The 26,375-nt window shown below is 51.5% G+C and carries 33 protein-coding genes and 1 pseudogene; 2 read left to right on the top strand and 32 right to left on the bottom strand.

The window, feature by feature from the left end:
• Position 1: 1 nt before the first annotated feature.
• Genes EHN13_RS07390 through EHN13_RS07365 form a run of 6 tightly spaced genes read right to left on the bottom strand, consistent with a single transcriptional unit; the run spans position 2 to position 8,527 of the window.
• Complete coding sequence (locus tag EHN13_RS07390) at positions 2-946, bottom strand: DUF6453 family protein (protein WP_124021152.1); 945 nt, start codon at positions 944-946, stop codon at positions 2-4.
• On the bottom strand, positions 946-3,666 hold the full coding sequence (locus EHN13_RS07385) for a phage tail tip fiber protein (protein WP_124021151.1): 2,721 nt from the start codon (positions 3,664-3,666) through the stop codon (positions 946-948). Before EHN13_RS07385 ends, EHN13_RS07390 begins: the two co-directional genes overlap by 1 nt.
• Positions 3,666-4,064 carry a DUF6950 family protein gene (locus EHN13_RS07380; RefSeq protein WP_124021150.1) on the bottom strand — a complete coding sequence of 133 codons (399 nt, stop codon included), beginning with the start codon at positions 4,062-4,064 and terminating at the stop codon, positions 3,666-3,668. Before EHN13_RS07380 ends, EHN13_RS07385 begins: the two co-directional genes overlap by 1 nt.
• A 6-nt stretch (positions 4,065-4,070) precedes the next feature.
• The gene (locus EHN13_RS07375) at positions 4,071-4,655 is read right to left on the bottom strand and encodes a DUF2163 domain-containing protein (protein ID WP_124021149.1); all 585 of its coding nucleotides are present in this window, start codon (positions 4,653-4,655) and stop codon (positions 4,071-4,073) included.
• A complete protein-coding gene (locus tag EHN13_RS07370) occupies positions 4,655-5,248 on the bottom strand; it encodes a hypothetical protein (protein ID WP_124021148.1) in 594 nt (197 codons plus the stop codon). Before EHN13_RS07370 ends, EHN13_RS07375 begins: the two co-directional genes overlap by 1 nt.
• Positions 5,249-5,251: 3 nt before the next feature.
• On the bottom strand, positions 5,252-8,527 hold the full coding sequence (locus EHN13_RS07365) for a phage tail tape measure protein (RefSeq protein ID WP_124021147.1): 3,276 nt from the start codon (positions 8,525-8,527) through the stop codon (positions 5,252-5,254).
• Positions 8,528-8,671: 144 nt separating this feature from the next.
• Between EHN13_RS07365 and EHN13_RS24490 the strand changes: the two are divergent.
• Positions 8,672-8,749, top strand: a pseudogene (locus EHN13_RS24490) (Arc family DNA-binding protein); the annotation flags it as partial.
• A gap of 104 nt (positions 8,750-8,853) precedes the next feature.
• Positions 8,854-9,204, top strand: a complete 351-nt coding sequence (locus EHN13_RS07355) for a hypothetical protein (RefSeq protein ID WP_124021146.1) — start codon at positions 8,854-8,856, stop codon at positions 9,202-9,204.
• A 32-nt stretch (positions 9,205-9,236) separates the two neighbouring features.
• Here EHN13_RS07355 and EHN13_RS07350 read toward each other — a convergent pair whose 3' ends face one another.
• The 26 genes from EHN13_RS07350 to EHN13_RS07225 form a co-directional block, all read right to left on the bottom strand.
• Positions 9,237-9,524 carry a hypothetical protein gene (locus EHN13_RS07350; protein ID WP_124021145.1) on the bottom strand — a complete coding sequence of 96 codons (288 nt, stop codon included), beginning with the start codon at positions 9,522-9,524 and terminating at the stop codon, positions 9,237-9,239.
• Between the two features lie 116 nt (positions 9,525-9,640).
• Complete coding sequence (locus EHN13_RS07345; RefSeq protein WP_124021144.1) at positions 9,641-10,108, bottom strand: type II toxin-antitoxin system YafO family toxin; 468 nt, start codon at positions 10,106-10,108, stop codon at positions 9,641-9,643.
• Positions 10,093-10,239, bottom strand: coding sequence for a hypothetical protein (locus tag EHN13_RS24030; RefSeq protein ID WP_167469984.1), 147 nt, complete (start codon positions 10,237-10,239; stop codon positions 10,093-10,095). Before EHN13_RS24030 ends, EHN13_RS07345 begins: the two co-directional genes overlap by 16 nt.
• A gap of 133 nt (positions 10,240-10,372) precedes the next feature.
• Positions 10,373-10,771, bottom strand: coding sequence for a hypothetical protein (locus EHN13_RS07340; protein ID WP_124021143.1), 399 nt, complete (start codon positions 10,769-10,771; stop codon positions 10,373-10,375).
• 67 nt (positions 10,772-10,838) lie between these two features.
• Positions 10,839-11,006, bottom strand: coding sequence for a hypothetical protein (locus tag EHN13_RS07335; protein WP_249039293.1), 168 nt, complete (start codon positions 11,004-11,006; stop codon positions 10,839-10,841).
• A 167-nt stretch (positions 11,007-11,173) separates the two neighbouring features.
• Positions 11,174-11,623 carry a hypothetical protein gene (locus EHN13_RS07330; RefSeq protein WP_040233594.1) on the bottom strand — a complete coding sequence of 150 codons (450 nt, stop codon included), beginning with the start codon at positions 11,621-11,623 and terminating at the stop codon, positions 11,174-11,176.
• 61 nt (positions 11,624-11,684) lie between these two features.
• Positions 11,685-12,857: a phage tail tube protein gene (locus EHN13_RS07325; RefSeq protein ID WP_124021142.1), complete on the bottom strand. Its 1,173-nt coding sequence runs from the start codon at positions 12,855-12,857 to the stop codon at positions 11,685-11,687.
• A 26-nt stretch (positions 12,858-12,883) separates the two neighbouring features.
• Positions 12,884-13,276 (bottom strand): phage tail terminator-like protein, encoded by a 393-nt coding sequence (locus EHN13_RS07320; protein WP_124021141.1) that lies wholly within the window; start codon positions 13,274-13,276, stop codon positions 12,884-12,886.
• A complete protein-coding gene (locus EHN13_RS07315; protein WP_124021140.1) occupies positions 13,273-13,905 on the bottom strand; it encodes a hypothetical protein in 633 nt (210 codons plus the stop codon). Before EHN13_RS07315 ends, EHN13_RS07320 begins: the two co-directional genes overlap by 4 nt.
• Before the next feature lies 1 nt (position 13,906).
• The gene (locus EHN13_RS07310; protein WP_124021139.1) at positions 13,907-14,290 is read right to left on the bottom strand and encodes a glutamate 5-kinase; all 384 of its coding nucleotides are present in this window, start codon (positions 14,288-14,290) and stop codon (positions 13,907-13,909) included.
• A gap of 230 nt (positions 14,291-14,520) precedes the next feature.
• The gene (locus EHN13_RS07300) at positions 14,521-14,931 is read right to left on the bottom strand and encodes a hypothetical protein (RefSeq protein WP_005121016.1); all 411 of its coding nucleotides are present in this window, start codon (positions 14,929-14,931) and stop codon (positions 14,521-14,523) included.
• Positions 14,932-14,934: 3 nt separating this feature from the next.
• The gene (locus tag EHN13_RS24115) at positions 14,935-15,216 is read right to left on the bottom strand and encodes a hypothetical protein (protein ID WP_197724097.1); all 282 of its coding nucleotides are present in this window, start codon (positions 15,214-15,216) and stop codon (positions 14,935-14,937) included.
• 48 nt (positions 15,217-15,264) lie between these two features.
• Positions 15,265-16,401 (bottom strand): major capsid protein, encoded by a 1,137-nt coding sequence (locus EHN13_RS07290; protein WP_124021138.1) that lies wholly within the window; start codon positions 16,399-16,401, stop codon positions 15,265-15,267.
• Positions 16,402-16,491: 90 nt separating this feature from the next.
• Positions 16,492-17,256: a DUF6651 domain-containing protein gene (locus EHN13_RS07285; protein WP_124021137.1), complete on the bottom strand. Its 765-nt coding sequence runs from the start codon at positions 17,254-17,256 to the stop codon at positions 16,492-16,494.
• Between the two features lie 104 nt (positions 17,257-17,360).
• On the bottom strand, positions 17,361-18,473 hold the full coding sequence (locus EHN13_RS07280) for a phage minor head protein (protein WP_124021136.1): 1,113 nt from the start codon (positions 18,471-18,473) through the stop codon (positions 17,361-17,363).
• On the bottom strand, positions 18,460-19,863 hold the full coding sequence (locus tag EHN13_RS07275; protein ID WP_124021135.1) for a DUF4055 domain-containing protein: 1,404 nt from the start codon (positions 19,861-19,863) through the stop codon (positions 18,460-18,462). Before EHN13_RS07275 ends, EHN13_RS07280 begins: the two co-directional genes overlap by 14 nt.
• 4 nt (positions 19,864-19,867) lie before the next feature.
• Entirely contained in the window at positions 19,868-21,172 is a 1,305-nt protein-coding gene (locus EHN13_RS07270; RefSeq protein WP_124021134.1) for a terminase large subunit domain-containing protein, read from the bottom strand.
• Positions 21,150-22,136 (bottom strand): terminase small subunit, encoded by a 987-nt coding sequence (locus EHN13_RS07265; protein WP_124021133.1) that lies wholly within the window; start codon positions 22,134-22,136, stop codon positions 21,150-21,152. The genes EHN13_RS07270 and EHN13_RS07265 overlap by 23 nt, the downstream gene beginning before the upstream one ends.
• A 79-nt stretch (positions 22,137-22,215) precedes the next feature.
• A complete protein-coding gene (locus EHN13_RS07260; RefSeq protein ID WP_124021132.1) occupies positions 22,216-22,626 on the bottom strand; it encodes a hypothetical protein in 411 nt (136 codons plus the stop codon).
• A 96-nt stretch (positions 22,627-22,722) separates the two neighbouring features.
• The gene (locus EHN13_RS07255) at positions 22,723-23,217 is read right to left on the bottom strand and encodes a DUF2514 domain-containing protein (protein ID WP_124021131.1); all 495 of its coding nucleotides are present in this window, start codon (positions 23,215-23,217) and stop codon (positions 22,723-22,725) included.
• A gap of 100 nt (positions 23,218-23,317) precedes the next feature.
• On the bottom strand, positions 23,318-23,857 hold the full coding sequence (locus EHN13_RS07250; protein WP_124021130.1) for a lysozyme: 540 nt from the start codon (positions 23,855-23,857) through the stop codon (positions 23,318-23,320).
• A gap of 2 nt (positions 23,858-23,859) precedes the next feature.
• Positions 23,860-24,174: a hypothetical protein gene (locus EHN13_RS07245; protein ID WP_124021129.1), complete on the bottom strand. Its 315-nt coding sequence runs from the start codon at positions 24,172-24,174 to the stop codon at positions 23,860-23,862.
• Positions 24,175-24,325: 151 nt separating this feature from the next.
• The gene (locus EHN13_RS07240) at positions 24,326-24,514 is read right to left on the bottom strand and encodes a hypothetical protein (RefSeq protein WP_124021210.1); all 189 of its coding nucleotides are present in this window, start codon (positions 24,512-24,514) and stop codon (positions 24,326-24,328) included.
• A gap of 427 nt (positions 24,515-24,941) precedes the next feature.
• A complete protein-coding gene (locus EHN13_RS07235; protein ID WP_124021128.1) occupies positions 24,942-25,631 on the bottom strand; it encodes a bacteriophage antitermination protein Q in 690 nt (229 codons plus the stop codon).
• Positions 25,628-25,765, bottom strand: coding sequence for a YlcG family protein (locus EHN13_RS07230; protein WP_124021127.1), 138 nt, complete (start codon positions 25,763-25,765; stop codon positions 25,628-25,630). Before EHN13_RS07230 ends, EHN13_RS07235 begins: the two co-directional genes overlap by 4 nt.
• The gene (locus EHN13_RS07225) at positions 25,762-26,373 is read right to left on the bottom strand and encodes a recombination protein NinG (protein WP_124021126.1); all 612 of its coding nucleotides are present in this window, start codon (positions 26,371-26,373) and stop codon (positions 25,762-25,764) included. The genes EHN13_RS07230 and EHN13_RS07225 overlap by 4 nt, the downstream gene beginning before the upstream one ends.
• Between the last annotated feature and the right edge of the window lie 2 nt (positions 26,374-26,375).

Below are 26,375 nucleotides of genomic sequence, written 5' to 3'. Positions count from 1 at the left end.
CTCAGTACATGTTCGGGATAATGAGAATGGGCATGGTGATATTTCTGTTACGGGTCATATCCCATCCATTGCTGAAATAATTACCAAAAACCCGGTTATAGGCAGACCTGACGCTACCGCCCGACATCACAACACCTTTTGTACGAAGGTTCCCGTAACCGCCGTCCATACGGACCTGTGCACCGGTATAAACTATCTGGCAGAACCCGCCGCCAATATCCTGGAATGCATCGGTAATCTGAATTTGCCGGTCATATACAAAGGGGCGTTTCAGCGTGGAGAACGTGACCTGACCTGCGGCGTTGGTCATCGTGATACCGTCGCCGCCGACAGGTGCGGTCTGATTGAATATCACCAGGTCTATGGTCGCCGTTCCGGCCACGTCGTCCCGCCCTGTGTAGGAGATATCGCGAACGATAATATTGCCGCCATCAAACCCCACCGATACATTCGGGTTATCCCATTTACCAAAAGGGATGCCGCCAACCGGGAGAGATGCGATACCGTTAACCGTGATGCGCCCGGACCAGGCGCAGGTCATCAGCGCAGCCTGATTAGATATGGCGGTGAAGTCGGTAGAGTTCGCAACCAGTAACCCTTCGTTATAAGTCGCTGCAGGCAGCAGTTCCATAATGTAGCCGGACCAGTCCGGAGTAAGGGATTTACCCCCGATTGTCTCTGCGCCAATGATGACCCCGGAGTCCCCGTTCCGGGTGACCCCCGTCATAATGGCTACATCAAATTCAGCAAATGAGTAGGTGTAGACAGGATTGGTGGGTATCACAATAACCTGAGAGCCTGGAACCAGTGGCGTGTTTACCGGGTACTGCATTGGCTGGGATGACCAGCCCGAGAACGATGTGCAAAAACTGGGGGCCCGCAGCCCCGCAGTAATTGCCATCACCGGACGGCCATCGTTGTAATCAATCAGAATACCTTCCGGCATTATGACCACCTCCCGACGACAACCCGTCCACCGCCAGGCAGATTGACAGTTAGTCCATTACCGTTGATAACGACGGTGTTATTGGTACCGTTAAATGAAAACTGGCCGCTGTTCGCATAAAACTGTCCATGAAATTCACAGTTACCATTTTTATCGATATTCCACCCAGCCCCTGAAGGACCTGAAACGAAAGAGGTGGACCTGATATAGTTGCCAATCTTTGCATTGGTGATACTGCCATCCTGAATTAAAGCATCACGGATAAATACCTGTCCGTTATAGACAAAGAACGCAGCAGTGTAATTTCCCGGATCACTTCCGGAATAAATACCAAACTGATCAGCAGCAAAAACCACTGTGGATTTATAGCTGTTCCCCGATGGCTCAATCGACATACCGAACCCGGTGCTGTATTTCACTCCATTCCTGACAATGCCGAGATTAGTGACATAAGAAGCTTTTGCCGTTCCATCAATATTTACTTCGGCGGTCAGTTTCTGGTTAACCGCAGCAGTCAAAGTGCCTTCTGGTCCGATTGACGCCTGAACATAACTGGACAGATCAGCGAGCCCCTGTTCGGCGGTAGCCACCGTGGTTTTTACGACCAGAATATCAGCACGTACCTCACCATATTGTTGATACTGATGCTCAACGGTGCCATGGTTCGCCAGCGCATTTTCCATAATGCCTTCCAGGTTCGTATCGACACCGGCCTTAACGTTCTGGAATGCGTCTGATTTCTGTACTGCATCATCAATGAGGTCTATGAGACTGCCAGTGTCCATAGAGCACAGCGCCGGTACTTCGACAAAACCGGATGCACCAAAGGCGTTAACTGTCCTGATATACCAGTAATAGGTATGTCCAACCTGTAGCTGATTGCTGGTCCAGGTGGTTCCCATCCCTTCACGGCTGGCATTCGCTTCCACGGTGGCTGTTGAGGCATCAGGCAGCTTCGTTTCTCCTGACGTCCAGAAATCAAACTGCGTGGAAACATTGGTAATTGCCGCCAGACGCGGGATCAGCGTGACGGCAAAGAAGCCCTGCTCAATATCAACATGGGAAGGCGCTGGCGGGGCTTCAATACTGAATTCCAGATACCCTTCCGGCGACTCTGCCCCCATCTGGTTTACGGCAATAACGTGGGCTGTGTAGGTATTTTTTGGTAACCCGGTAAGACGCGTGAACGTACCCGGAACCTGGACAGACATCACCATTTGACCATTGCGACGAATGATCACTTTGTTGTAGACCACCTGCCCGATATTCTGCCAGGACAAAATGCCCTGTACGACCTGACCAATTTCCTCTACGGTGTATTTCAGGTTCTGCGGCTGCGCCACGCCGCCAGATGGTAACTGAGTAAACGGCGGTCGCTCGATCGGTTTACCGATGGCATCGCCCCAGACATCTGCTGTTTCCTGCTTCAGTGTCAACTGTACGCCATTCTGAACGCCGAACTTCCAGTCAGTTACCCGCATTTCAACATTAACGATACCGATAGACGGGAAATTCACCTTCACATACATTCCCGGGCGGTAACGGTATCCGCTCAGATTTAACGTTACGTTCATCGTCCTGGCGATGCGGGTGCGCTTTAACTTCACGTCTGCCAGACGCTGGGCCTGAAATTCAGAGGTCACAAATCGCAGCTTCATATCCTGCGATATTTCTACCCCGTCTTCCGTCACCCATTCACTTACTGACACAGAGGGGAAATCTGCTTCGGTGTACCCCTGCTGCGGATCGACAAACGTCCCCTTGATAGTGTTAACGCGTTCCGCCTGAGATACTTCCGGCATGATTTCGATATCACCGGCCAGCTGGCTTTCAGTGATCACTTCGGTAGCGGGTCCGTAATAAGCCCCGACCAGAAGACCATGTTTGCCCGCGGTATAGGTCACATCCCCGGCACATGCTGCCAGCATCCCCTCCAGAATACTGACCTTGTTCTCACTGAGATCGAACTCACCGTTAATCGTGTAACGCTTCTCAACGGTATTACCGCCAGTAATCACATCCTCATCACAGATGTTCGCCGCTTCCTGAAACTGTTCCCAGAGGATATCGGCGTCGGGTACTTTCAGGTAATTGCGGTAATAGTCCAGGATAACCAGCGCCGCATTGTTGCTGTAGCCCGTCAACCCGGTACGCGGGTCATAAACGGTACGCCCGTACTTTTCGACCTTGATATTCGGGATACCTGACGGGAATTTTTCTGCACTGAATTTGAGGGACACGCGCAGCCACGTGATCCCCTTTCCGATCATGTCTTCTTTCCATGACGGACAGTTTGCCAGCATGTACTGATCTACTGTCTGCCGATTGGTGTGCAGCTCAAAAGATGCATGCTCCGGAAAACTGCTGATCGGCTCGTCACCCAGCCAGACGGTTCCAGTGCTGGATAATGAGTGCCCCGCCAGCGCAATGGCCAGATGCAGCATTTCGCCATCATCCTGTTCACCAGCCTGCTCTTCAGAAAAGAACAATGTTCCCGCTGTCGTGGTGTGACCATAAACAACCGTTTTGGCGCTGGCGGCGGCACGAAGGACCTGTTTACGTTCCGATGTGTCACGGTAGGAATCCAGTGATGGCTTTTTGGTCAGCGCCTGAGTTGCCACCTGGGCGGCCACGGTGATAGCCATTGCGATCCCGTAATACTGATATGAGGCGGCGGCACCTGCAGCAACGGTCGCAATAATAGGAATAGCAGCAGGCATTAACGCACCCTCCAGACACTCAGCGGCTTAACCCGCAGACTGACAAGACCATTTTCGCCAGGTACCCTTACAACGCCGGAATACACCACCCCTGCACACCGCGATCCCGCATTTTCAACAACGGCAATATCCCCACGCTGCGCCAGCTTCACCGGCACTTCATCGAGATACCGGGCCAGCACCTTTTCAAGCGAACCGCCTCCGCGCAATATCGCCTTTTTTGCCCCATGTTCGCTGTCGTAGGCTCCGCGCCAGCCCGCCGCAAAATCCTCGCCGCACATGGCCTGAGCGCAGTCCGCCGCGAACAGGCAGCAGTCATGACTACCCCATAAAAAAGGCCGCTTTTCAGCGGCCCTTATTACGGTGATTAATCTGTTATGCCAGTCCGGATGCTTCATGTTGCCTCACTTATAGGTAAATCCTGGCGCATCTTTTTTACTACCCCAGTAAATAGAACGTTCAGACATCTGCGCCACATACCGGAATATGCGGTCGCCGAGATAAGCAGCCTGCTGCGATTCATCTGTATAGCGATCAGGGAAAGGACGCTGCCAGTCTTCAAAAATATTACTGAGGGTGTACTGCAGGGCGTTTGTCCCGCCAGCGGTCGCCCCCGTACTGGATACCCGCCCTTTGAACAGGAGATCAGCAACCTGGACAACGCCGTTATCATCCATAGCCACCAGATATATTTCGGCATTTCTGCCCACACAGCGCTCATTCAGCGTGGTGGCAAAGAGAGCCATATCCAGACCGGAAAGGGTCATTTTGACCTGCGTCGGGCTGGTTGTGCTGGTTTCACTGGCATCATCAACGGAGCCCATGCGGCCCATGCCGTAATAAACATAGCCGCCGAGAACCAGCGTCCCGGTACCGGAGTGCACATAGACGGTGCCGGATTCAAACTGAATATTGGCAGCGATTGCAACCGTCACCCTGTCACGGGATAACCAGTCCACCATCGAGTCAGAAAACGGGGAATACAGCATTAAAATGCCTCCTCAAACTCAATTGTCATTGATGTTATTCCACCCGGTTTACGGTCAAATGCTCCTTGCTGGTTATCTGAAAGCTTGAAAACCCCCCAGGGTTCTCGCACTTCTACCGTACTATTTGCCGCTGGAGATGACCGCAGCATTGGAGCAATTGGAATGACAGCGACACCGCTTGAATTGCTGAATACATCCTGAGTAACTTTTTTCAGTTCAGAATTCACGGTCAGATAGTCGCCGGCTCTCATCACCATTGCATTAGCCGTCCAGCCTTTAGTTGAAAGGGTGTTTCCTGTTTGATTTGCATCCGCCACTAACACTGTAGCGGCAGTAGAGCCACCATCACGCCCCCAGTCGCGAATTTTTACACGCCCATATTCTCCGTCCAGTGATGCCAGCACTGCCTCAATTTTTCTGGACTGAGCGTCATCCAGAACTTCATAGCCGACAGTACATTTCCACCGCGCCCCCAGAAAGCGCGCCACCTGAGATGAGCCATTGAATGGAGATCTGAATGTTTTGGTATTAGACTCGAGATACCAGTTGAGGGATGAAGGGCGTGGACCTGGCCACTCTAATACATCAGCCATTTGTTAAACTCCTAGTAATCTCCGCCCCTGCCCACGGCTCTGAAAATCCTGAAGCATTTCCTGTCGGGCCTGTCTGGCACCATCATTGGCCCCTTTTCTGGCAGCTTCTTCCATTGCACGATTCAATGCAGCGTCGCCATTTCCTGAAACATGAATCGTTTGCTGAACGATTATGTCGCCAGAGAAGCCTCCCCCCTGCTCTCCCATCATCCTGACCCCCAGATTCCCGTCAGGCGTTCTGGCAAGAGGCATGATTGCTTCCGGTCCAGCTTCACCAAATACACCAGCGCCTTTAGCGAAGGCAAAAAGCTTTGGTGAATCAAATACACCGCCAGAATATGCGCTAAGTGATGGAGAGTCATAAACCCCACCTTTAGCATTTTGTTTGAAGAAATCCAGCCCACTTGATGCACTGCCATAGGCTCCGGAAGGAGTTGAGCCACCGCTGTTCGCTGAACCAAATAACGAGCCCCAAATACTTGCGCCTTGCATTGATTTGATGCCGTTTACGATCATCGCGTTCAGTAACACTTTTTGAAGGGACTTCAGAACACTCATAGACCACTCATTCCAGTCCGCTTTACTACCGCTCAACCCGTCGGCCATCGTATCGACAAGACCACTCATCGCCCCCTGAACAACGCCAGACATCTGTGTTGAATACGTTGACGCAGTATCCATCCAGTTTCTGAACCCCTGCTCAATTCCTCCCTGCCAGTCGTTATTCATTGCATCGAGACTGGCATAATGCTGCTGCATGATTTCCTTCTCACGATTCAGGGCGTCAGTAAGCATTTGGGATTTAGCGTTATATGTTTCCTCGCTCATCCCTTTGGATTTGTCTGCATAGTCACGGTCAAGCTGCTGGCGCTGAGCGTTATACTTCTGGTCCAGTTGAAGCAGATCCTGCATCCGCTTCTGTTCCTTTTCGCCCATACCGAAGCCCGAATCCTGAACAGCATAGCTGGCCCGCAAGTTTTCCAGACCTCGCTCTAACGTACTGCGGTATGATGCAAGCTCCGTCGCCTCCTTCATCAGCCGGTTGTTTTTCTCCTGTTGGGTATTGCGCTCCATCAATGAAGTAATTTCGTCCTTACGAAGCAGTAGCGATTTTTGTGCGGTAGTTAATTGGGATGGTGATCGTGTTTCCAGAGTGGAAAGCTGTTGACGCCATTTGATGAGTTCCTGTTCAGAAGAAGACAGTTTGTTTGTTGCTTCAGCCTGAGTAACCAGCAGGGCGTTTTGCTGGTTGAGCTGATCAATCATACGTTGCCCTGCATCTTCAGTAACGGCCTTACCTTTTGTCGCTCCTGGCGTTTTTGGGTCTTTGTACATTTCATTGATGCGAGAAACATTTTTCGCATACTGATCCGCACTGATCGCCCCGGCATCCAGAAATTTTTGCTGTTGCTCAATTGCCTTATTGCGTTTATCAGCATTACTTAAAAATTGCTGATTGACCCTGTCAGCCTCCTGCTGAGTTTTAATGCGCTTTTGTTCTGCCTTATCATGATTGCTGATTATTCCAGTTAAAACGCTTTCTGTGATGATTTGAGATTGAAGATTATTTAGCTCGGCTTCAAGTTCATTCTTTCTTTCACCAAAAAATAACTTCCCGCCAGCAGCCTTATCGATCCAATCAATTTCTTTTCTTATCTCTGCTAATCTTTCAGATGGTCCCTTTTCTCGGCCAAAATCCAATAATGCATCTGTAGCCCCTTTTATGGCATTGGTAACAGAATTCCACCCCCGTTCTAGAAGACCCAGGTTCTCATGAATATCATTCGCTCGTTGCTGCATGGTGTTAGCGTAAGCATCAGTCGCCACTCTCGCCGCTTCCTGCTGATTCCCCTCTTCCTGGAGGGCTTTGATCTGGTTATAAGTTGACAGCGTCAGGAAGTGATATTGGTCGTTAAGTTTGGTAATTGCTGCAACTGGATCATTTGCAATTTCATTGAAATCACCAACTAACTGATCGGTCGCAATACCAGTGGCTTCGCTCGTTTTAACAACGGCAGTAGTCACCCGTTCCAGCGAATCACCAGCAACCTTTCCAGATTCCACCAGTAGATTTAGCGCCGATGCCGCTTTGCCAGTAGTTGAGTCCGCCGCAACACCAGCGCGCGCGGCAATGTCCGCCAGTTGTCCCGATGTTTTCCCTACAAGGTTACCCGTCAGGATAAGTGACTTATTGAAAGCGTCCTGTTCCTGTGTGCCTTTGTAGTACGCCACGCCCAGCACGCCGACCGCAGCAGCCGCCAGCGTGAAAGGATTGATCAGGCCCATCACATAGGAGCCAACGCCTTTAATCGCTGGGCCGATGCCGCCGAACATGTCCTTTAACTGGCCGCCCTGCTGCATCAGCACCATGAACGGACTTTGCCCGGTAGACAGACCTACAACGATATCTGTCATCTGAGCAGGGATCATGCGCATAGCAAAAGCGGTTTGCTTTGCTGACATGCCAGTTTTGCCTAACTGCGCCTGTGTTTTTTCTAACTCGGTACGCATCTCACCGAGCGTGCCGGAAAGTTTTGTGTATGACTCAGGTGAAAGAAGTCCTGACGATTTCGCAGAGTCGAGTTGCTTTTGTTGCTCCGCGAGTCGGCGGAATCCATCGCCAACCGGATCAAGCTGAGCAACCAGGCGTTGCAATGCCGCGCGTTGCTCATCATGAGCTTTCGCTGCCTCTCTCTCAGCCTGTGCTTCTCCGGTAACTTCCCGACGAGTTTCCTGCAATTTTTTACTGTAGGTGTCGAACTGTGAAGTGTTGAGTTTTCCGGCTGAAAGCGCAGCATTAAGATCTTCTTGCTGTTGGTCAAGATTTCTCAGGGCAGCAGCTAGCGGATCAATTTTATCCAGCATGCGCTGAAATGCCTGTGCCTGCGCCTCCTGCTGGGCGGTTGCTAATTTACCTGCTTTTTCCGCTTCACGCTGAGCCTGAGCTACTCCACTCAACTCTTCCGTGGTTTCGTTGAGTTTTCTCGACAGAAATTCAAACTCTTCCTTATCAATTAACCCTTTGTCGAAATATTTTTTTAATTCGGTAAAGCGGCGCCCAACGGTGTTAATGGCTGCACCAACAGGATCGATGGCGGCGCGAAGTTTACTCATCGCCTCCTTTTCTTCCTCGGTGGCTTTTGTCACTTTCCCTGCACTGGTCGCAGCTTTCATGCCCCATTCAGTCAGACCACTGAGGGCTGTCGTCAGATTTTCTGCGTTTTTCTCAGCGCCGGTACTGTCGATAATGATAGCGAGGCGGGATGTCTGTTCTGACATTGAGATCTCCGGGCATAAAAAAGCCGCACGGTGGCGGCTACTGTTCGAATATCAGGATGTTGCTAACTGATAACCCTGGTTAATGTGTAAGCTCAGCCCGTCAGTGGTGGGACACTGGCGAACTCAATAATGAGGGATGGCTGATTAGCAGAACGCGCCAAACAAAATGGAAGATCAATGAACTCTGAGATCGTGCAAATTCTTGAGGATGCGTTATTCGGGAAGCACTCCCCCGATGACCCGCTGGGAGACAAGCTAAGGCACGCCATAGATAAAGCAATTGACGGCGTGCTGAAGGACTATTGACTAACTAATAAGGGCTTTCTATGAAATTGACCGCGGAGCAATTACGCGATGGGTGTCAGTGGCTATCCAGAGAACTGACTCGACTCGAACAACTTAACCGACCTCTTTCGATTGATGAATTCTTTGACCTCTCCGAGGACGAGAAATTTATCAACACTATGTTTGAAAAATATGGACATTTTATCATTGGCCTCCACCTGCTAGATCACCGAAGTGAGCACTGTAATAAAGAACTAATTTCATACATGGAAAATGCCCTTAGCCGGTACACGAACGTTATTACAAGAGACACCTATGGCGTAGTTGATAATGCCTACCTGCTAGCAATCAATGTTCTGTTCGACATTTCTCGCGAAGCTGATGAGATGTAACAAAAAGCCCACCTGAGTGGGCTTCATCGCATTCAATGGTATCTTTTGTACTGCTCCACAGCAAACTCAACATTGCCTTTCCTAGGATCAATACCCTTAACACATGTTCTGAGGTTGTCGCTGGCCTTCTCCATATCCCTGCCGATTGATCCTTGCTCTACGTTAGAAAGCAAGTTAAGCATTGCGTCATTCACATCAGTTATGCAATCTAATTCTTGCTTAACGAATTTATATTGCATCCACTGCACAGCATAGATCGAAGTTGGGATACCAAAAACCATTCCAATGACCCAAACAATTACCCGCCCTTTAATACCCATTCAGCAACCCTTATCCCCATAATGTTAGAAAGGGTATCGACACAAAAAGCACTTGCAAGAGTTAAATTACCGTAATTTACAGTAGCCAAGAAAGCAAAACCCGCCGGGCGGCGGGTTTAGATATTTTGAAGCCTGAATTCCTTTGCTTGTCTGGTCCACTCTGCAACCTGAGTTGCATCTTCAATGATGGTATGAGCCGAATCCCTACAAAAATCTATGATGTAAAAATGATGGTCATCATCCCGGTCAACAAAGTAAGAGTAAACAACATAACTGTCACTGGTTGATGCCCATTGTACCAAAAGACCGCCTTCATCTTCCCAACAACAACCTTCCTGCCAAATGTGTGTATGATGAAGTTCTTCACCACGTGCTTCGACTGGCCGCTCCATCAACTTATCGCGGCCAATGGTTTCAATATGCGCAGGGTGTTCTAACTGGACCTGAATAGCCGGAGCGGGAACATCACCGTATTCGATAGATTCCCGCTTATAGGCTTCGAATTCTTCAATTGGTAACCCAGTAATTGGATACTGAGAAATGACATCGGCAAGTGCCTGAGATCGACTTATTTTAAAGCCCATTCGTTGCGCTTCTCTTCCATTTTTTCAGCAAGAATGGCAGAAGCAGCACTTAAACGTGCCTTGTACTCAGCTGATCGCCTAACCGTTTGACGCGGTTTATCGCTGGCTTTCACTTCACGCTTCTGGTTCATACATTCCTCCTTATCGCCTCAGCGATTTCATGGAAAGTATACAACCGCAGTTGTGGAGTATCAACATGATGTTACTTTTTGCCTGGTCGCGATCACCGACTGCAACAGAAGCCTACCTGAGTGGGCTAGTTTGCTACTTGCAGGATTCACTCCAAGCATTATCCATTCCTCCAACAGAGATGGGATTACTTGGATCTTCAATCGTTGGGCGTGAATAGTCGGCAGTTCTTCCATTGTTAGATACGGTTATTCTTGAAAAGAATCGCACTCTTCCCGTGTATGCGTTAAAGCTATTTTTTCCATTTACATACCCACACACGGCACCGCTAATCTCCTCTCCCTGTGGGCTTGAGTCTGGATAAAATCTTACGCTATCAAAAGTTGCTGAATCAGGGGCCTTCATCATGTTACGCACCCCTTTCTCAACAAAAGAAGTGGCATCGCTTGGGGAGGGGTCTGATACATTAGTCACCACAACCACCAGTACAATGATCACAAAGAAAGCTCCAATTATGTACCCCAGAATTTTCATATCCCTATCCCCATCATTAACATTTGCACACAGGTTAGCACAGGGGGAGAAAGAGGCAACGACACAGCTATTTGGCGTTTTCCTTCCGCTTCCGTTCCGCAACCCACTCATCCTGCCAGGCATCATCAAGGGCAAGTATGGCGGCTTCAAACTCAGTGCGATCAATCACAATAGAACGAGAGTCCAGATAGCGCTCAATATCACCCAAGGAAAACGGAAGCGGGACGCCAGCCATGCCAGCATATTGCCTGCCACGCGATATCATGGCGTAACCGTTGAGGATTTCCACCGTTACTCCGTCAATTTCAGGCTCTGGAACTGGCGGGAGTTTTAATTTTTTCCTTCGCCATTTGGCTTTTTCGCCCTGCTCTCCCCCAAATTCATTAAGCCACTTCTGGGCCTCTAAGGCTTTTTTACGGTTTCCTGCTTTTGCTGCTCTTTGCCCTGGGCGATGCTGGCGGCTTCAGCCAGAATTTGCCAGTAAATCGCCGGTTCCTGTTTCAGAAGTGCGGCACCGCGTTCCGGCGTGTATTCAATCGGAACCTCTTCGCCATCTACACGCTCACCGACGCCCTTCCAGTCTTTCAGCAGGTATCGCGCGCAGTTGTCGATCAGCAGATCGTCTGCAGAGTCAATTTCCCCGACAGCTGAAAGATTAAATTCACTGGTTCCCACCTGGTAACTGGCATCCATTTTTTCAATGTGACGGCGTATAAGCGCATTACGCGAGCGATACTGGTCGTTATCAATGCTGCTGACGAGCAATTTCAGCCCTTCAATGGGTTTCAGATCTTTCAGCGGTGTAAACCAGCGCTCGCCGCCAATATCAATTCGTGGGGTTAAGATGATCATTAAAAACTCCTGCATAAAAATGCCCGCGCCGCCATGCAGAGCGGAACGGGCAAGGAAAATTTTATGGCTCAGTGACGGTAATCTCAGCGGTGGCGGTGAAGCCTCGCACTTTTCCGGTTATCGTTGCGGTGCCGTCGCCGACTCTGTCTACCTGGCAGGTTTTTTGGCCTGTCGATACCACCGTTGCAACCGTCGGATCTGATGACTCCCACTGCACAGCATCAGTCGCACCAGCCGGGGTAAGGTTCGCTGTCAGCGTGACGGAAGTACCGACATCACCTGATGAAGTTGCTGGCGTTACGCTGATTGCCGTGGCTGGGACGGTAACAGCGCGGGTAATGGTCGGTGACTCGTCGGCCGCAGTGATATCCAGTTGAACCTGGATAATGTCGGTATTACCGCCATCCGGCCAGTCGCCAGCGACCTGCACTTTCGGGAAAGTGAAACTGTACTGACCTTCGTCATTCGCCAGCGTGAAACTGAATAGCACGGTTGCGCCGGTAAGCGTTTTGCTCCAGACCTCCCACGCGGCTTTTGACCACGACAAAGTGATCGAACCTGAAGGCGTAAAGGTGGTCGGGATATTGGCCCCGGCAAACGGTGAACCGGTGCCGATACAGCGCTGCGTCTGGACGTTATTGTCGAACTGGATGTTGAAGGTATCGATACAGAAACCATCACCACCGTCGATCCCGTTCAGGTTGATTGCTGTGACCTCTTTGAACGAGTAACGCAGTTCGCCAGCATTATCCGCAGGAGTGCCGCTGATGTAACTCGTATCATCTGCTTTTGAGTCCCAACCCAGCCCCGCGAATGTGACTGTCGCGGTAACGTCACCGTCGTTAGGAACTTCCAACTGGAACACACTTACTTGCGCGCCACGAACGATAGAGGCAATACCAACATCCGAAGCGTATGTCGCAAGTGAGAAAGAGATACGGTCATTCCCCATCGTCAGCACGTTGCCCGCCCACTCCGCGCCAAAACACGAAGCCAGGAAGTCATCATGCTGGCCGTAGCGGAATTTTGCCCCGACATCGCCGCCGACATCAACAGTTCCCAGCGTAGCGCCCTGCGCCATTCGGGTGCCGCCGATCTCGTCGTTGTCGTTGGTGTTCTGGGATGGGCCAACGCCCCAACTCGTACGTTTGAAAAGATTCCAGACGCCAGCAGGCGTGATTCCTGGAGTCGTCTCCCGGATAAAGGCCGAGAGTACCTTAGCGCCGCTCGACATGCGGTCACCTCCATCGAAGTTAAGCGCTACAGAGCGCGGTAAGGAATTTGTAGATTGAGCTGAGACCAGCCATCTGTTTCACCAGCAGGAACAGCGGATACGGCGAAATAACTGAGTTTTCCGTCATTCTGGAATTCGAATAATTCACAGAGTTTGTCGGCGGTCTGGTTTATCAGCAGAGAGCCGCTACCAACCGGAACGAATATCTGAATGATGAGTACGCCGGTACGGTGAACAACCGGGCCACCGCCGATTTCATTTGCTCCGGCTATGCCTGAAATGTTGGTGAAACGAGCCCAGATATCACGACCACTTGGATCAAATACGGATCCGTTTGGATAATCCACGGCATCAGAGGCAATAGCCGTCTGCGCCGTCATTCGGGTGATGACAGCGTTACGAATTTCTGTGAGGGTCATTTGTAGGCCTGTGTTACACCATTAAATGAAACCGCATAAACGCCTGCCGGTGCCTGCTTTGAGTGCCCGTTTTCAAGCGGTACGGAATAAGGAAGGTTTGACTGGATGTAGATGACCGAATAACTTGGCGCCGCAAGAATTGTCGACGTCCCGTTATTTATAGTATTTGCACCATTCGGATCTGGCTCGCTTGGCACGTAATTGCTTGGAGAGCCAATGCTAACAAAATGCGATGCCCGGAAAGTCCCCGCGCGATAGCCTGGTGGTCGATAAATTTCCCCCTGTCCGCGCCTTAGCTTGCGTACGCGCTGGGGGCCGAATTTCCCAGCATTACTGCTGTACTCAGCATCGGCTAGACTGACTTTATTGCCTCGTTTAATCCGACGGTTACCGTTTTTGTCAGTGGTCCCGAACCGGTCACTGCTCCGAAGGGCTTCATTGATATCATTAACCCGGTCGCGCTGCTGAACCTGCATGCTATTGATAGCCCATATTTCAGGGTTACCGACCGGTGACCGAATAACGATCTCATTGAGCAACTGAATGGCTATAACACGTTGCAGTTTTCCGACATCCTCTTCCACCTTGTCAGCGAATAATGCTGGGTCAAGACTCCAGGCCTTAGCCATGTCACGCCCTCCGCAACTGAATGGAATATGTTGCTTTCGCCGGATCGGTTCCTGCCGTAATGACCTTGTAGCGCTGCTGTTCGCCGGTAATCAGGTCTGGTGCAGTGATGATGTGATCGACTTTCGGTTCGTCGGTAATTTCATTTGTCAGCGCGGTTAATTTCAGGTCGCCGTGCAGGATATTGACGCCATCGATACGGTTTAGTTTGTACCGCGACAGCACACCGCGCCCGGCATAGGTCACGGTGGTTTCACCGCCTGTTTCCGTTACCGGGTCCCATCCGGTTTGGATGACGTAAGAGCCGGTAAAGTTGTTAACGGCGTCGGCAAGATCGTCATCGAACGCTGCGGCGATTTCGGTCTGAAGCTCGTCACGAATGCCCATGATGGACACCATTGCATTGCCGGAACTCAACAGTGACTACACCACGTAATTTTCGCGTATACACCTCGCCATTTCGTTTTGCCCGGAGTGGATGCGGAGCGAATTCGACAATCCCCTTTCTCTTATTCGCATAAACGACATGGTTTATCTGGTGCCCGTTCACGAACACATCGCGACGCCCACGGCCATCACCGGCATAATGGATGCCAGGATTGATGATGTTTCTCACGTTACCCCCTCACCAGCCTTATTTGGGACTGATTGACACCATATGGCTTGAGCATCGCCAGCGCCAGTTGCAGATCGGAATCAAGAAGCGCAGTGCTATTAACCGCAAGTTCAGCGAATGTCTTTGATACGCTCACGCCGTCGGCATCAACGGAATTGCTCAGCAAAGAACCAGAGTTTGTTTTCTGCTGATACAGCCCGCCATTTGCTGCCGCCTGCGCCGCATATGCGCCAGCCTGCTTAACATCATCAGGAATAATGACTTCGTGAGTCCTGTTATCGCAGGGCATTTTCAGGTTGAGGCCATTCATCCAGGTGTTAGCCATCAGTACCGATTTTGATTTTTTACTGGGATTAGTCCAGTCGGCACCGAGTATCTGATCAACGTCCGCCACTGTGATGTAGGTGATCATGAATCACTCCTCTATGCGCCAGCCTGCCGCCTTCCAGTTTTCCACTTCATCAGGATGCACATCTGCGGTGGTGGGCGCGCCGTGGAATGCCGGGAAGTCAGTGAACATAGCAACCAACTGAGCACCATGCTCCTGCTGCTCCTGCTGCTCCTGCTGCTCCTGCTGCTCCTGCTGCTCCTGCTGCTCCTGCTGCTCCTGCTGCTCAGAATTGTTTTTTGCCGCCAGTTCAGCAGCAAGTTTTTCTGCTGCTCGCTGAGCGCGCTGTTCTTTCGTCAATCCAGCCATAATCCCTCCAGAAAGAAAAGGGGCCGAAGCCCCTTGTGTGTGATGGTGTTAGCCCAGAAGCATTACTGCATGGGCTGGTTTGATGGAAGCCACGCCCCACGCCAGGCCAACTTCATAACGCACCTGACGGTACTGACGATACAGCGCGATCTGGAAGGTGATGCCGGACTTTGGATCGGTTACGTTCATCACGTCATCAGCGGTATCACCACCATCCGGCATTGCCGGGGTTCGCGAAGCCAGCAGGAAAGCGTTACGGTCAAACGCCATATTCGCGGTGAAGCTACCAACAACCGTGATTTCGGTGTTGTCCGCCAGATTCTGGCGCAGGCCCGGCGCAGCCAGAGTGATGGTGGTGGAAGTAGCTGCCGCAACAACATACTGGTTATCATCGCCGTCGAAAGTAACGACCTGACCAGCTACGATAGCGCCCGTACCAGTATCGATGGCAATGATGATATCGCCTTCCTGTTTCGCACCATTGACCAGATATCCTGTCGCGGTAGCAGCAGGTGCACGCTTAACGCCCGCAGAGTTGTGAATGTTGAAGCCTTCCAGTCGGCCCAGCGTACCCTCGCGAAGCAGTTGCTCAGTGCCGGATTCATTCACTTTGAACAGTACCGTCTGCTTCCCGCGAAGATTCGCGATTGCAGAAGAACCGAGAACCATTTGCAGGTTGGTAGTTGGCGAACCGTTGTCCTCCAGAACTTTGCGTGCATTAGCTGCGTCGGTCAGATCCTCCTTCACGCCAAACGGCGTTGTGCCAGCAGTGCCAACGGCGCGAGAAGTGCCGTAGTAAAGTGCGCCGAGATCAGCATCGACCTCATTTGACAGTGCGCGGAATGCCTGGGTGAACTGGTCAGCAAGAATGGTGTTGTAAGTACCAGCGGGACCGAGAGCCAGTTGCTCTTCACCGTTCCATTTGACTGAGGCCATTTTGGATTTGGTGATTTTGACATCGACGGTGCCGATATTCTGATCGCCGGTATTCGGCGCAGACGGTCCCGGCACGATGTCCTCGGTAACAGCAACCGGAGCAACCGGTGCAGTAACGGTCTGGTCTTTCGCTGCTGCGTCTGCTTTGGTATTTCGCGCGACAGCAGGAATAAAGCCCACCTGTTCACGGGAAACGATATCCAGAGCTGTATAGATAGTCGGGATCAACCCGGTAAGGGTATTAGCCATTTTTCTGTGTTCCTTGAGATTTTATCGTGGATTGATTAGTGAGCTATCCAGCTCTGGCGCCAGCCACCATCCGGCAACTGGCAAATGCGATTAGTCGACGATGGTGATGCCTTCTTTCAGCGTCGACTGCTGCTCGACAGGGCTAAGACCTGTAAACGCGTCGCGCTTCATCGTCTTTTGGCCTGCCTGATGTTGAGTTGGGCGAGAACCACCGCCGTTATTGCCACTGGCTTTTAGGATGTGGTCTTTTTGCGGGTACTGCTCTACCAGGAACTCCAGCGCCTCATCGAATGAGGCCAGTTCGCCCGGTTTAGAGCGGGAATAAATTTTGTTGCCGGTGCCGTCATATGCGACAACTTTACCCTCTTCGACCTTAAACGACTGACCGAAGCGCGCCTGCAGCAGATCGGCAGGGATGGCAATTTTGTCGGCAATGAATTTCGAGCCCGAGAAGCTGCCGCCAATCTTCGCATCGTAGAGTTGGCTTTCCAGCGTCTTATTGCGGCCGTTAACCTCATCCAGTTGAGTCTGGAATGATTTGGTTATCTCCGCTTTCACCTGGTCTACAGCGCCTGCATCGATCAGCTTTTTCTGGTCGATTTTGGTCATCATTTCGATAGCCTCGAGCGCTTTAATCGGGTCAGTGATGCCGGAGAACTTCGCCAGGCTGGCTTCAGCAGCCTCTTTAGCTTCACGATGAGATTTTGCCTCGCCATTCAGCGAAGAGATTTTGCCGATGGCCTGTGCCGCATCGAAGCCAATTTCTTTCCCGTCGTCATGCACGTAAACCGGCAGACCGTTAGCATCGACTTCTGCGTAGTGCTTACCGTTTACTTCTACTGTCTTCAGTTTCATGTTGTTACCTTTGATTTGGTCATCCGACCGTTGCACCGCGCATCATCCGAATTGCGGCCATAAAAAAGGCCGCCCGGAGGCAGCCTGTTGTGATTTATTGAAGATTAAAGCCCTGCATCCCTGAACGCCTGCGCGTCACGTTCACGCAACTGCGCCAGCGTCAGCCATTCGCCTTTGTCGGTGTAGAACTCATCAGGAGACATGCCACCATCACGAATCAACCTAGCGCGCTTCTCACCAACGATTTGCTTCTGGCGATCGAACGACTGGCGCGAGAACCATTCCTGATAGTTGGTATCTCTGGGCACAACACCATCCATGTTGGCGCGTTCCGCTGGCGGGATATCGCGAACATCGATACCCAACTCTTTCGCCGATTTGAGGATAAAGGTTTCAGTGGAACGGCAGCAGAAATGAATGCGCCCCGGCCCCTGCAAATAAGGAACCTTATGACCGATTGGCTTATTATCCAGCGTGTACTTCAGGCGGTCGCGAATCCTGCACATCTGCGTCGTTCGGTTGTCCAGGGTGGAAAGCCACTGCTTACCCTTCATCAGGTCATTATTGGCGTCAGCAAAGCTGTTACGCGCCGTCGCCGCAAGATGCCCCACCGCCGTTTTCGCGATACTGGCGGCATTGGCGCGGCTCAGTTGCAATGCGCCATCCTGATAGCCTTTGCTGGCGTGACCGCGAACCTTCCGCGCTATCTGCTCGTTTGTATCTCCCAGTAAAAAGCCCTGTCGCACAGCGTTGCTGATGCGGTTGAGGCGATCCGCTTCGAGGTTTGACGCCCATTCGCTGAGTAATCGCCCCTGAAAGGGTTTCGCCATCGCTGCGGCATACACTGCATCAGGAGAGATACCCACCAGCGGATGAACGTCGGTCACGAACTCCGGCAACAGCGCGTCAAAGAGGCTCAACTGATACCCTGCCTCATGTTTCGCCAGGTCATTCAGTTCAGTAGACAGGCTGGAAAACATGCCGTTTATCGCAGTGCGGTTAATTTCCCGCACACTCGACAGCAGTGCTTCAAGACGTGTGACCGTAAAGCTATTCGGCTCTATGCTATCCATCGCCACCAGCAGGCGCGCCGTCAGTTCAGCATCACTTTCGTTGAGCAGTTTCACCATTCGACTGGCAACGCCGGTACTGTAACGACTAATCCAGATAGCGTGTGCTATGGACTCGTCACGCAGTTGATCGTTAACCGTTACCATTGTTACCACCCATCAGTGTTACCTGCTGGTTTTTCAGCTCGTCGATCACATCATCCGGCTTCGCGTCAGGGTCGATGAATTTAAGCGCCTGGAGCACGCGAACAGCATCAACCTGGCGAATGTCACCACCCTGTCGCAGGGACTGAACGGCCATAGCAGCAGATGAATCGAACGTCTGAGCAGAAACATCCAGCTCTGTGCGCACATCAACATTGCCGCCATCACTTTCACCAATCCACTCAGCCATGATTTGCAGAATGTTATCAAGTGCATCCTCCAGCGAACTCGCCATGGTGTACAGCGGCGAGTTTTCCTGCATATGCTCTTCATGCGTCTGGTCGTCAGATTTTGTTGATGTGTTTTCTGCACGCAGCAGCTTCGCGCCCGCCTGGCGCATCTGGTTTTCCAGATTTTCCAGTGATGTTTCACCTGACTCGATGGCGGCGCCGGTATGCTCGGTGTATTCCATACCCTGTTTTGCGCGGTCACTGAATTTAGTAGCGCTGGATGAGCCAATGACCAGTTCCTGATCGTCTTCCAGGCCAAAAACAGATAGAAGTGGCACACGCACAACATGAAGAATGTTGTCCTGCTCACTCTGGCTTTGCCAGTGCTTGATGTTCAGCAATGCCAGATTCAGCAGTGGTGGAGAACCGCGCATAAACCCGGTTTTTTTGGTGTAGAGCGTTACAAGGGTAATGTCGTCGCGGCTGGTTTCCCACTCTTCGTAAAGAGTCCATGTGGATTCTCCACCATCACCTTTGTTACGGCGCCAGATTTCCACTTTACGCGGCATGATGTGGCGGATCTGCTCAACTTTGGTTTGCCCGAAGTCGTCACCATCCACAACAATGACTTCTTTTACGCGCAACTCAGTGAGCACAACCTTTCCGCTGACAACCTTTGATTTCCACCCAATCACCTGGCGAGGGTTCAGCATCGTTACATATGGGCGACCACCAGCAGCCTGTTCATCTGCTTTTGTGCGAATTTCTTCAGCGTTAGTACGTGGATAATCCACCAGCGCATGGGCAAGACCGTACTGAAATGCCAGGCTGAAGAATTGCTGCGCCCAGACATCAAGGCGACTGCCTTCCATATCGATGTTTTCGGCATAATTTTTGATTTTTTCCGGCGTTTTTTCGCTTAACACGGTTGGCTCAGCAAATACACGCCCGGTATTTTGCTTAATGCTTTCTTCGTAGGCCGGGAGCAGCGTCGCAACAGACAGGCGTTTCTTATAGTCCTCTGTATCCTCGCGCGGCCAGCGAGGTAGGTAGGCTTCGCCCTGCCGGCGCATTTCCAGCGTGCCGCCCATCAGAGCATCGTTAATGTCCCACGCCTCAACCATGTCGTTATAGTCGAGGTTGGGTGTTGAAATATCGGGCATGGAGTTAGATCCGTAGTTGAGTGACTTTTCCGGTGGGCTTGATGATCGGGAATTGCTTCACGATGAAATAGCCACCAGCGTCGTTTGGGTGATCGTTGTCGGCTGATTTATCCGGCTCGCCGTTTGCCGCCCATACCTGCTGTTCAAGGCTGTCTGTATAGACCGGACAGCGGGTCACGTTCACTTTGTAGCGACGCTCGCCGTTACCATTGCAGAACATGGCGTTCACGGAGTTAATGCGGTCCTTCACTGGTGGGTTCGCAGCATTCACCACCACGCTGAATCCAGCCTGTTTAAGCTGCGCGATATCCGTGGCGCTGGCATTGTTCGATTTACGCGAATCGCCGGAGGCATCCGGGTAGATGTAAATCTGACGAGAGGGGGCATAACGCCCGCCCTCATAGCGCCAGAACTCTTCCTGAATGCGTTTAATCATTGCTGGCGTGTCATAGACCTTTACCAGTTCGCGTACAGCACGTGGCTCGCCATTCCTAATGACGTGGACGATGGCCGCCATTTTGCCAACGTTAAAGTCCATACCGATATAGAGCGGTTCGCCTGTCTGTTCTTCATCGGTGCAGTTATTCAGACGTCGATCGAACTGGTGATAGATGGTGCCGCTGGTCAGGTTGGTGAAGCGCCCCCTCAGATACGCCTTAATCAACTCCGGTGGGTAGGAATTCATCAGCGAAGGGATGTAATCCGAAGGCAGGTTCTTCGCGTTATCGAACGTGCTGGCCTGTATCAGACCATACAGGGCCGCAAGCTCTGGCTTTTCACGTACCGCCTTCACGAACTGCTGGTAAACGAACTTGAAGCCTTCCGGCGTTGTCGTTACATCGATGCCGTTACGCAGCCCATCAACTTTGTAACGCATGCGGGCTATGATTTTTCGCCAGGCCTGCTGCGCTTTGGCAGCCGCCATGACATCCAGCTCATCCACCATCGCGTTACCGATTTTGAAACCAACTATCGAGCCGGGCTTTTCCATCGAGCGACAGATTGTGGTCCCGCGGAATCTTCGCCCCTCGTAGAAGTGAACCTCTTTGTTACCCTCGTTGATTTTGACACTCAACCCCCAGTCAAATGCCACCTCTTCAATCGTTGGATAGAAGATGTCACGAATCTGCGGGTAAGTTGGCGCGAAGTAGCCCTGGTTGATTTTCGGGTGCTCCCACATCCCCTTACAGATGCCGCCACAACCCACCCATGTCTTACCCGAACCGAACCCGGCGACATAGGCTTTGAACTTGTGCTGCATTGCGAGGAAGCGAGCCTGAGGAATGTTAAGTGTCGGGCTGATCCCCATCTTCCGCCCTCGCGTCGACTACGTTGATATTGATTGCAACTGGTGTTGGTTCGTCATCCTCCGGATCGGCGGCCAGTTCTTTGCGAAGTTTGTCGATTTCCAGCTGCCGGCGCTCGATTTCAATCTGCTGCAGACGCTGAGCAAATTCACTGTCAGCCAGGCCGAGGCGTTTCATCACAGCCTCGTACATTCGCTCACGGCTGATGGCGGTTATCTCAACGCCATTCTTACCAAGCTTCACACCGGAATAGGCAAGTGCAGCATCCGGCGCCAGTTTGCGCGTATCAGCGAAGAACGGCTGACCGATGCCGTCACCATTGCAGCGTGGGCATTCAGGGTTAGGCGCGGTGGTGTGGTCGTAGCCGTAACCGCCAACATCGACAGGCTCGCGACGTTTACGCTCAAGCGCTTCGAGACGTTTCTCTTCGTACTCTACGGCATCGCGCCATTGATACTGGTGACCGAATCCCCAGCAGTAACGGCAGCTCCCGCGGCGATACTGTGATAACTGGTTGGCGTCGAATGTTGCCAGTCGCCACATCTGCTCAAGCACCTCATCGGCACTGCCGAGTGTGCGCACAATGGATGCTTTCTGCTGCTGCGCAATGGCCTGCGCAACGTTAGGATTCGTTATGAGCTGACGCCCATAGTTTGGGTCACTATAGCCAGCCCGTTCAGCTGCTGCGGTGGCGTTCTGATCCTTGAGGTATTCAGCAATGAAGCGTTTTACCTTTGGGCTCAATTTGGCATCCGCCAGTTCTTCTGCGCTCTTTTCCTTTTGCGCAGTGCGCAATTTCTTCTGCGCAGGTTTTTGCGCACTTTGCGCAGTAGGTTTTTTTATGTAGCGGCGTGCGGTCGCGTAATTCAGTCCCTGCGCTTCACACCAATCCTTTGGTGATACGCCGGTTGCGGCATTGTCGGACAGGAACCGTTGCTGAAGCTCGCCCCAGTCCGGTTTTGCCATGGTTCTATTCCTGTGGTTAAGCCATTAAAAAAGCCACTCGAAAGTGGCCTTTGTGATGGTAATTAAAAATTGCGATGGGCTAGTCAGATAAACCAAATTTCTTTTTCGCATACGATTTTAAAAGCTCTACACCTACGTCTTTAATTACAGATAAGGGCTCGTCACTAATTTCTTTTAATCGTTCAAAAATATCATTTCTATCAAGAGATAAAGCAAACTCCATACCGGAGGCTGTTAATCGTAATTTACTATTTGCATAGTCAAAGTCACCGCCTCGAGTTACACGCAGACCCAATACTTCAGGGTTTCCCGTTTCAGCTTTAAGATTGCTGACGTAGCCTTGTTCTGCTAACAGTAAGATATGGAACGCCCCTTCGCCTGTTGTAATATCATACCCTGCATCAATCATTTGATTGATATCTACAAAAGGCTTCTCTGCTTCCAAGAAAAGGGCTGTCAAACCCTTGAGGTAGTTAACATCAATTCTCATTACCATATCGCCATAACAGTTAAAAGGCTATGGTATCAACTAGTTCCACATATGTGTTCGCTACAGGTAAATTAAATTTTTTTCCATAAACTAAAATCACTTACCTCTCACTGAGTCGTAAATGCGTTCACACGTCATCCCGGCGCGGTAGCTTTCGTCAGATCGTTCAGCATAATATCGAGCTTCTTCCGCAAGACTTCCGAGCATGTCGGCGAGCATTCTGGCGTCGGCTCCGGCTGTTTTGCTTCTGACGGTAGCGGCAAGATCTGCGGTGTGCTTTGCGGCGTCCAGGCGGGCGGCAAGTTTTGTTGCTTCGGTGCGCAGCTGGCTAACAGTGGCAGACATACCAGCAGCAGTGGCAGCAGCTTTGGCGGCTTTCGCTTGTGCATCTTTCACAGCCTCTTCACGGGCAACAGTACGCCCTTGTTCAATCATGCGGGCGGCGATCTGCGCGTTCGCTGTTTGCGATGATTCAACGCTGTCACGTTCCGCCCACTTTTTTTCCCACCCGCGACTGCTCCATACACTGCCGGCGATGAATGCGACGGATACCAGAAGCGCGGCGATAATGATCTGAGAGCGAAAACTCATAGCAATATCACTCCCACAAACAAGAACCATCCCCAACCAGTCATACCCTTGCATGCGAGTATTCCGGCGACAATGAAGCAGATTGCAGATGGTAAATATTTCACTGGTCTAACCCCCAGCACGTCAGCGCGCTTTCCTGGTCTCGCCTTTCTACCTGCCCATAGCAGCCATTTTTCTGGCCTTTGGTCAGACGACAATCGCGGCCACCGTCTTTTATCCACCAGCGAATCGCTTCGCATGCGCCTTTACGATCACCAGCATTGATTCGCTTGTAGAACGTGGACGGGAAGCATTTACCTGGACCAATGTTGTAAGGGCAGAAAGAAGCGATACCCGCTTTCTGCGGTTCGGTCAGTGGTACTTTGATATTTCGGTCAACCCACGCAAGCGCCTTATCGCGTTCTATGGCGTTTACCCTGGCGCATTTTTCAGCAGACAACTTCATGCCCTGTACTACCGGCTTACCATCGACCATCGTGGCGCCACGGCAAATCGTCCAAAGTCCGCCGCCGTCGCGATAGGCCGTCAGACTGTTACCTTCTTTCTCATCGAGAAACTGGTCGAGAATCACTGACGCTGGCGCACCGGCAAGCACCAGACCCAGAACGGCGGCGCTTATCTTTGTTTTTGTCGAGGTCATAGTTATTTTGCTACCTCACCAGAGATGCGTTTCATTGCCTCTGTCACGACCTCAGCCGCCGCTGGGCGATCACGACTTGGTTTAACGGCTACATCAGCAAGGTACTTAGCTAATAACTGCGTCCTTTTTTTTTCTTCATCAAGCCGTTCACGTTCTTCTTTCCGCTTCGCGTAGTAGGTCTTAATGGTGAAATAAGCCGAGATCAGAGCGCCAAGGATAAATACATAATCTTGCAAACTCAGAACAGAAAAAAAACCAAGCAGGCCTGACCACCAGTACGGCATGTTATGTCCATCGGTTGGGTTCATACGTTGCATATCCGCACCTCCGTGATCGGGGCGCTGTGTGTGATGTAAGGGTCAGGCTTCACGGGCTGGATTTATCAATAAAGCACGTAGCGGATGATTCCCGTGGGCCTGAAATGAAAAATCCCCGGCGAGGGCCAGGGATTGGATGTTTGGTGTTTTTTTATTGCGGCGGCTGCAACGGCCCTTCGAGAACCTCAGTTTCACCGTTATGGCAGATGTCGTCGCCTCTGGTTAGATGCCAGACTCCGGTCACCGTCCTGCCAGTTTCAATGTCTTCAAACTCTTCAGGAGTGAAGTACGCCACTTCAACGATGCCATCGTGCTGAACCCAGTAATACCCTTCTTTCACATATCCCCCCAATACTAAAACGGCTAGCTTAAAGGTAGATGCTTTAAAAAGTGGTGCAATAAACCACACTCTCGCAGTGGCCGCGCTCATGCCCTTGAGTCCGTAGTCAGGGGTATCTCATGAATCCCTCACCTCTAACCGGTGAACGACTAGCGATCGCTCTGGAGTACCGGTACGCCTTCTTCTTTATTGACCCTAACCAGCGCGTATTGCAGTTTGGATCTGCATCTGGCTCTCATAGAGACTCGGGGCAGCATCATGACTGCTGCTTTGCCTAACGGCTGCGGTCTGTCCGTTCTACTCGTGCATTTTCTTACACCCTCCAGAAACGCAAAAGCCCCACGGGGTTAACCGCAGGGCTTGTATTCTTTTTGTCGACAATCGAACCTATGGCGACGATATCAGATTTACATGAAATATATGCGTTTCAGTTCGGTTTTGCAATAATAACATCCAAATTTGTCGCCTTTTGTTGTGAACGTGATCGCGTTACAGAGATAAGTGCACCGCTATCAAGTCGCTTAAGGCCGCTGCGCATTGCCAGCCAGTGAGGTAGATAGGTTTCTGTCCAAGTGGATTTTGCCACGCCCACCAGCTCCGCCAGCTTCTGGTATTCATAGGCGTCCCGCCCGGCCAACTCGGCCTTCACATCCTGCGCCGCCAGCCAGATAAGCTGGCGCAATCTGTCTATGGTCTTCTTCGCTATGCGCTTCCCGGCCAACTGCGCACTGAATTGTTCCCATGCCCACCGGGTGATCGTCTCCTGATGCTCCCAACGGATGTTTTCACTGTAGTTCCACAGCAGCCATGCCTTTTGGTGTTCGTCCAGAGACAGCAGCGCACGGCGCCATGATGCTGTGGAGTATTCAACCGGCTGCACCAGAGGAATATGTGAACCCTTAGCATGCGACTGTTTGCCCGGTATTGGTGGGTTATCCAGCGTAATCATTTTCCCGGTCACTTCATCCAGCACTCGAGGCTTCTTACGTTTAAACGTGCCCGTATCAAATTGGGCGTTCTCAAGCCAGGCCATTAACTGCCCTTTCGTCGCACCACTTAAATCGGCGGTGGCCACCATCAGCTGCTGGCGCACGTATTCAAGAAATTGAGTGTTCATACAGCACCGCCTATGGTTTTGATGTAGTTCTTCAGTATTCGGTAGTCCGTTAGCACAGAGCCCGGAAAGTGGTATAAGCGCAATCTTTGCCAGCGAACGCGGAGGTGATCGGCAACGTAGGTTTCGAATGTCATGCGGCCTCCTGCTTTTTCAGTACGCGTAAGTCGGCCAGCGCGGTGAATCTGATTTCCTTCAGTTCTTCGACTGTCCAGCGATGCGGGATATTATTATTCTCAAGCGCCAATACCGGCTCTTCGCCATAACGCTCCACCAACGAAGCTCGGTATGCTTCGATATTCCCGGATTTATGGACGTTGCAGACGTCACACTGAAGATGGATGTTGAAGCGAGTGAAGCGCAGATGCCCAGCGGCGGCCGTGGTCCGATAGTGACCAGCATGCCAGGCGAACGCCGTTTTCGTTCCACAGGAAATGCAGCCCCGCCCCTCTGCCAACTCCGTCTCGCGGCAAATGTCGTTAACGGCACGCTGCGTCAGGTCAATCCAGTGCTTCAGTGGTTTGGCAGCTGCTTTGCGCTGGCGCCAGGCGGCACGTTCTTTCTTCTCAGTAGCACGCTGTTTGGCGGACTCTTTGCGCTGAGCATCTTCACGAGCCTTTCTGGTCTGCTCTTTGCCGACGGCGCTGGCGCACTCGTAGCCGCAGACTGTCTGCGTGTCACGCACTGGATTGAACCACTGGCGGCATGCTTTGTTGGCACACTTGCGGCGAGGTAACTTAACCATAA

This window comes from Citrobacter youngae, from assembly GCF_003818115.1.
Classification (GTDB): domain Bacteria; phylum Pseudomonadota; class Gammaproteobacteria; order Enterobacterales; family Enterobacteriaceae; genus Citrobacter; species Citrobacter youngae.
Note: the sequence above shows the minus strand (reverse complement) of the source record. Positions and strands in the feature narration are given on the sequence as shown.

Coding starts and splice junctions, on each gene's coding strand:
- EHN13_RS07275 (WP_124021135.1), bottom strand. CDS start 19,863: ATGCCCGATATTTCAACACCCAACCTCGACTATAACGACATGGTTGAG.
- EHN13_RS07235 (WP_124021128.1), bottom strand. CDS start 25,631: ATGAACACTCAATTTCTTGAATACGTGCGCCAGCAGCTGATGGTGGCC.
- EHN13_RS07315 (WP_124021140.1), bottom strand. CDS start 13,905: ATGGCTAAGGCCTGGAGTCTTGACCCAGCATTATTCGCTGACAAGGTG.
- EHN13_RS07310 (WP_124021139.1), bottom strand. CDS start 14,290: ATGGGCATTCGTGACGAGCTTCAGACCGAAATCGCCGCAGCGTTCGAT.
- EHN13_RS07380 (WP_124021150.1), bottom strand. CDS start 4,064: ATGAAGCATCCGGACTGGCATAACAGATTAATCACCGTAATAAGGGCC.
- EHN13_RS24115 (WP_197724097.1), bottom strand. CDS start 15,216: ATGGCTGGATTGACGAAAGAACAGCGCGCTCAGCGAGCAGCAGAAAAA.
- EHN13_RS07390 (WP_124021152.1), bottom strand. CDS start 946: ATGCCGGAAGGTATTCTGATTGATTACAACGATGGCCGTCCGGTGATG.
- EHN13_RS07290 (WP_124021138.1), bottom strand. CDS start 16,401: ATGGCTAATACCCTTACCGGGTTGATCCCGACTATCTATACAGCTCTG.
- EHN13_RS07350 (WP_124021145.1), bottom strand. CDS start 9,524: ATGGGTATTAAAGGGCGGGTAATTGTTTGGGTCATTGGAATGGTTTTT.
- EHN13_RS07255 (WP_124021131.1), bottom strand. CDS start 23,217: ATGAGTTTTCGCTCTCAGATCATTATCGCCGCGCTTCTGGTATCCGTC.
- EHN13_RS07265 (WP_124021133.1), bottom strand. CDS start 22,136: ATGGCAAAACCGGACTGGGGCGAGCTTCAGCAACGGTTCCTGTCCGAC.
- EHN13_RS24030 (WP_167469984.1), bottom strand. CDS start 10,239: ATGAACCAGAAGCGTGAAGTGAAAGCCAGCGATAAACCGCGTCAAACG.
- EHN13_RS07335 (WP_249039293.1), bottom strand. CDS start 11,006: ATGGCTGGCGTCCCGCTTCCGTTTTCCTTGGGTGATATTGAGCGCTAT.
- EHN13_RS07230 (WP_124021127.1), bottom strand. CDS start 25,765: ATGACATTCGAAACCTACGTTGCCGATCACCTCCGCGTTCGCTGGCAA.
- EHN13_RS07250 (WP_124021130.1), bottom strand. CDS start 23,857: ATGACCTCGACAAAAACAAAGATAAGCGCCGCCGTTCTGGGTCTGGTG.
- EHN13_RS07280 (WP_124021136.1), bottom strand. CDS start 18,473: ATGGTAACGGTTAACGATCAACTGCGTGACGAGTCCATAGCACACGCT.
- EHN13_RS07375 (WP_124021149.1), bottom strand. CDS start 4,655: ATGCTGTATTCCCCGTTTTCTGACTCGATGGTGGACTGGTTATCCCGT.
- EHN13_RS07355 (WP_124021146.1), top strand. CDS start 8,854: ATGAAATTGACCGCGGAGCAATTACGCGATGGGTGTCAGTGGCTATCC.
- EHN13_RS07325 (WP_124021142.1), bottom strand. CDS start 12,857: ATGTCGAGCGGCGCTAAGGTACTCTCGGCCTTTATCCGGGAGACGACT.
- EHN13_RS07270 (WP_124021134.1), bottom strand. CDS start 21,172: ATGGGGATCAGCCCGACACTTAACATTCCTCAGGCTCGCTTCCTCGCA.
- EHN13_RS07285 (WP_124021137.1), bottom strand. CDS start 17,256: ATGAAACTGAAGACAGTAGAAGTAAACGGTAAGCACTACGCAGAAGTC.
- EHN13_RS07345 (WP_124021144.1), bottom strand. CDS start 10,108: ATGGGCTTTAAAATAAGTCGATCTCAGGCACTTGCCGATGTCATTTCT.
- EHN13_RS07330 (WP_040233594.1), bottom strand. CDS start 11,623: ATGATCATCTTAACCCCACGAATTGATATTGGCGGCGAGCGCTGGTTT.
- EHN13_RS07365 (WP_124021147.1), bottom strand. CDS start 8,527: ATGTCAGAACAGACATCCCGCCTCGCTATCATTATCGACAGTACCGGC.
- EHN13_RS07245 (WP_124021129.1), bottom strand. CDS start 24,174: ATGCAACGTATGAACCCAACCGATGGACATAACATGCCGTACTGGTGG.
- EHN13_RS07385 (WP_124021151.1), bottom strand. CDS start 3,666: ATGCCTGCTGCTATTCCTATTATTGCGACCGTTGCTGCAGGTGCCGCC.
- EHN13_RS07370 (WP_124021148.1), bottom strand. CDS start 5,248: ATGGCTGATGTATTAGAGTGGCCAGGTCCACGCCCTTCATCCCTCAAC.
- EHN13_RS07225 (WP_124021126.1), bottom strand. CDS start 26,373: ATGGTTAAGTTACCTCGCCGCAAGTGTGCCAACAAAGCATGCCGCCAG.
- EHN13_RS07260 (WP_124021132.1), bottom strand. CDS start 22,626: ATGAGAATTGATGTTAACTACCTCAAGGGTTTGACAGCCCTTTTCTTG.
- EHN13_RS07340 (WP_124021143.1), bottom strand. CDS start 10,771: ATGAAAATTCTGGGGTACATAATTGGAGCTTTCTTTGTGATCATTGTA.
- EHN13_RS07300 (WP_005121016.1), bottom strand. CDS start 14,931: ATGATCACCTACATCACAGTGGCGGACGTTGATCAGATACTCGGTGCC.
- EHN13_RS07320 (WP_124021141.1), bottom strand. CDS start 13,276: ATGACCCTCACAGAAATTCGTAACGCTGTCATCACCCGAATGACGGCG.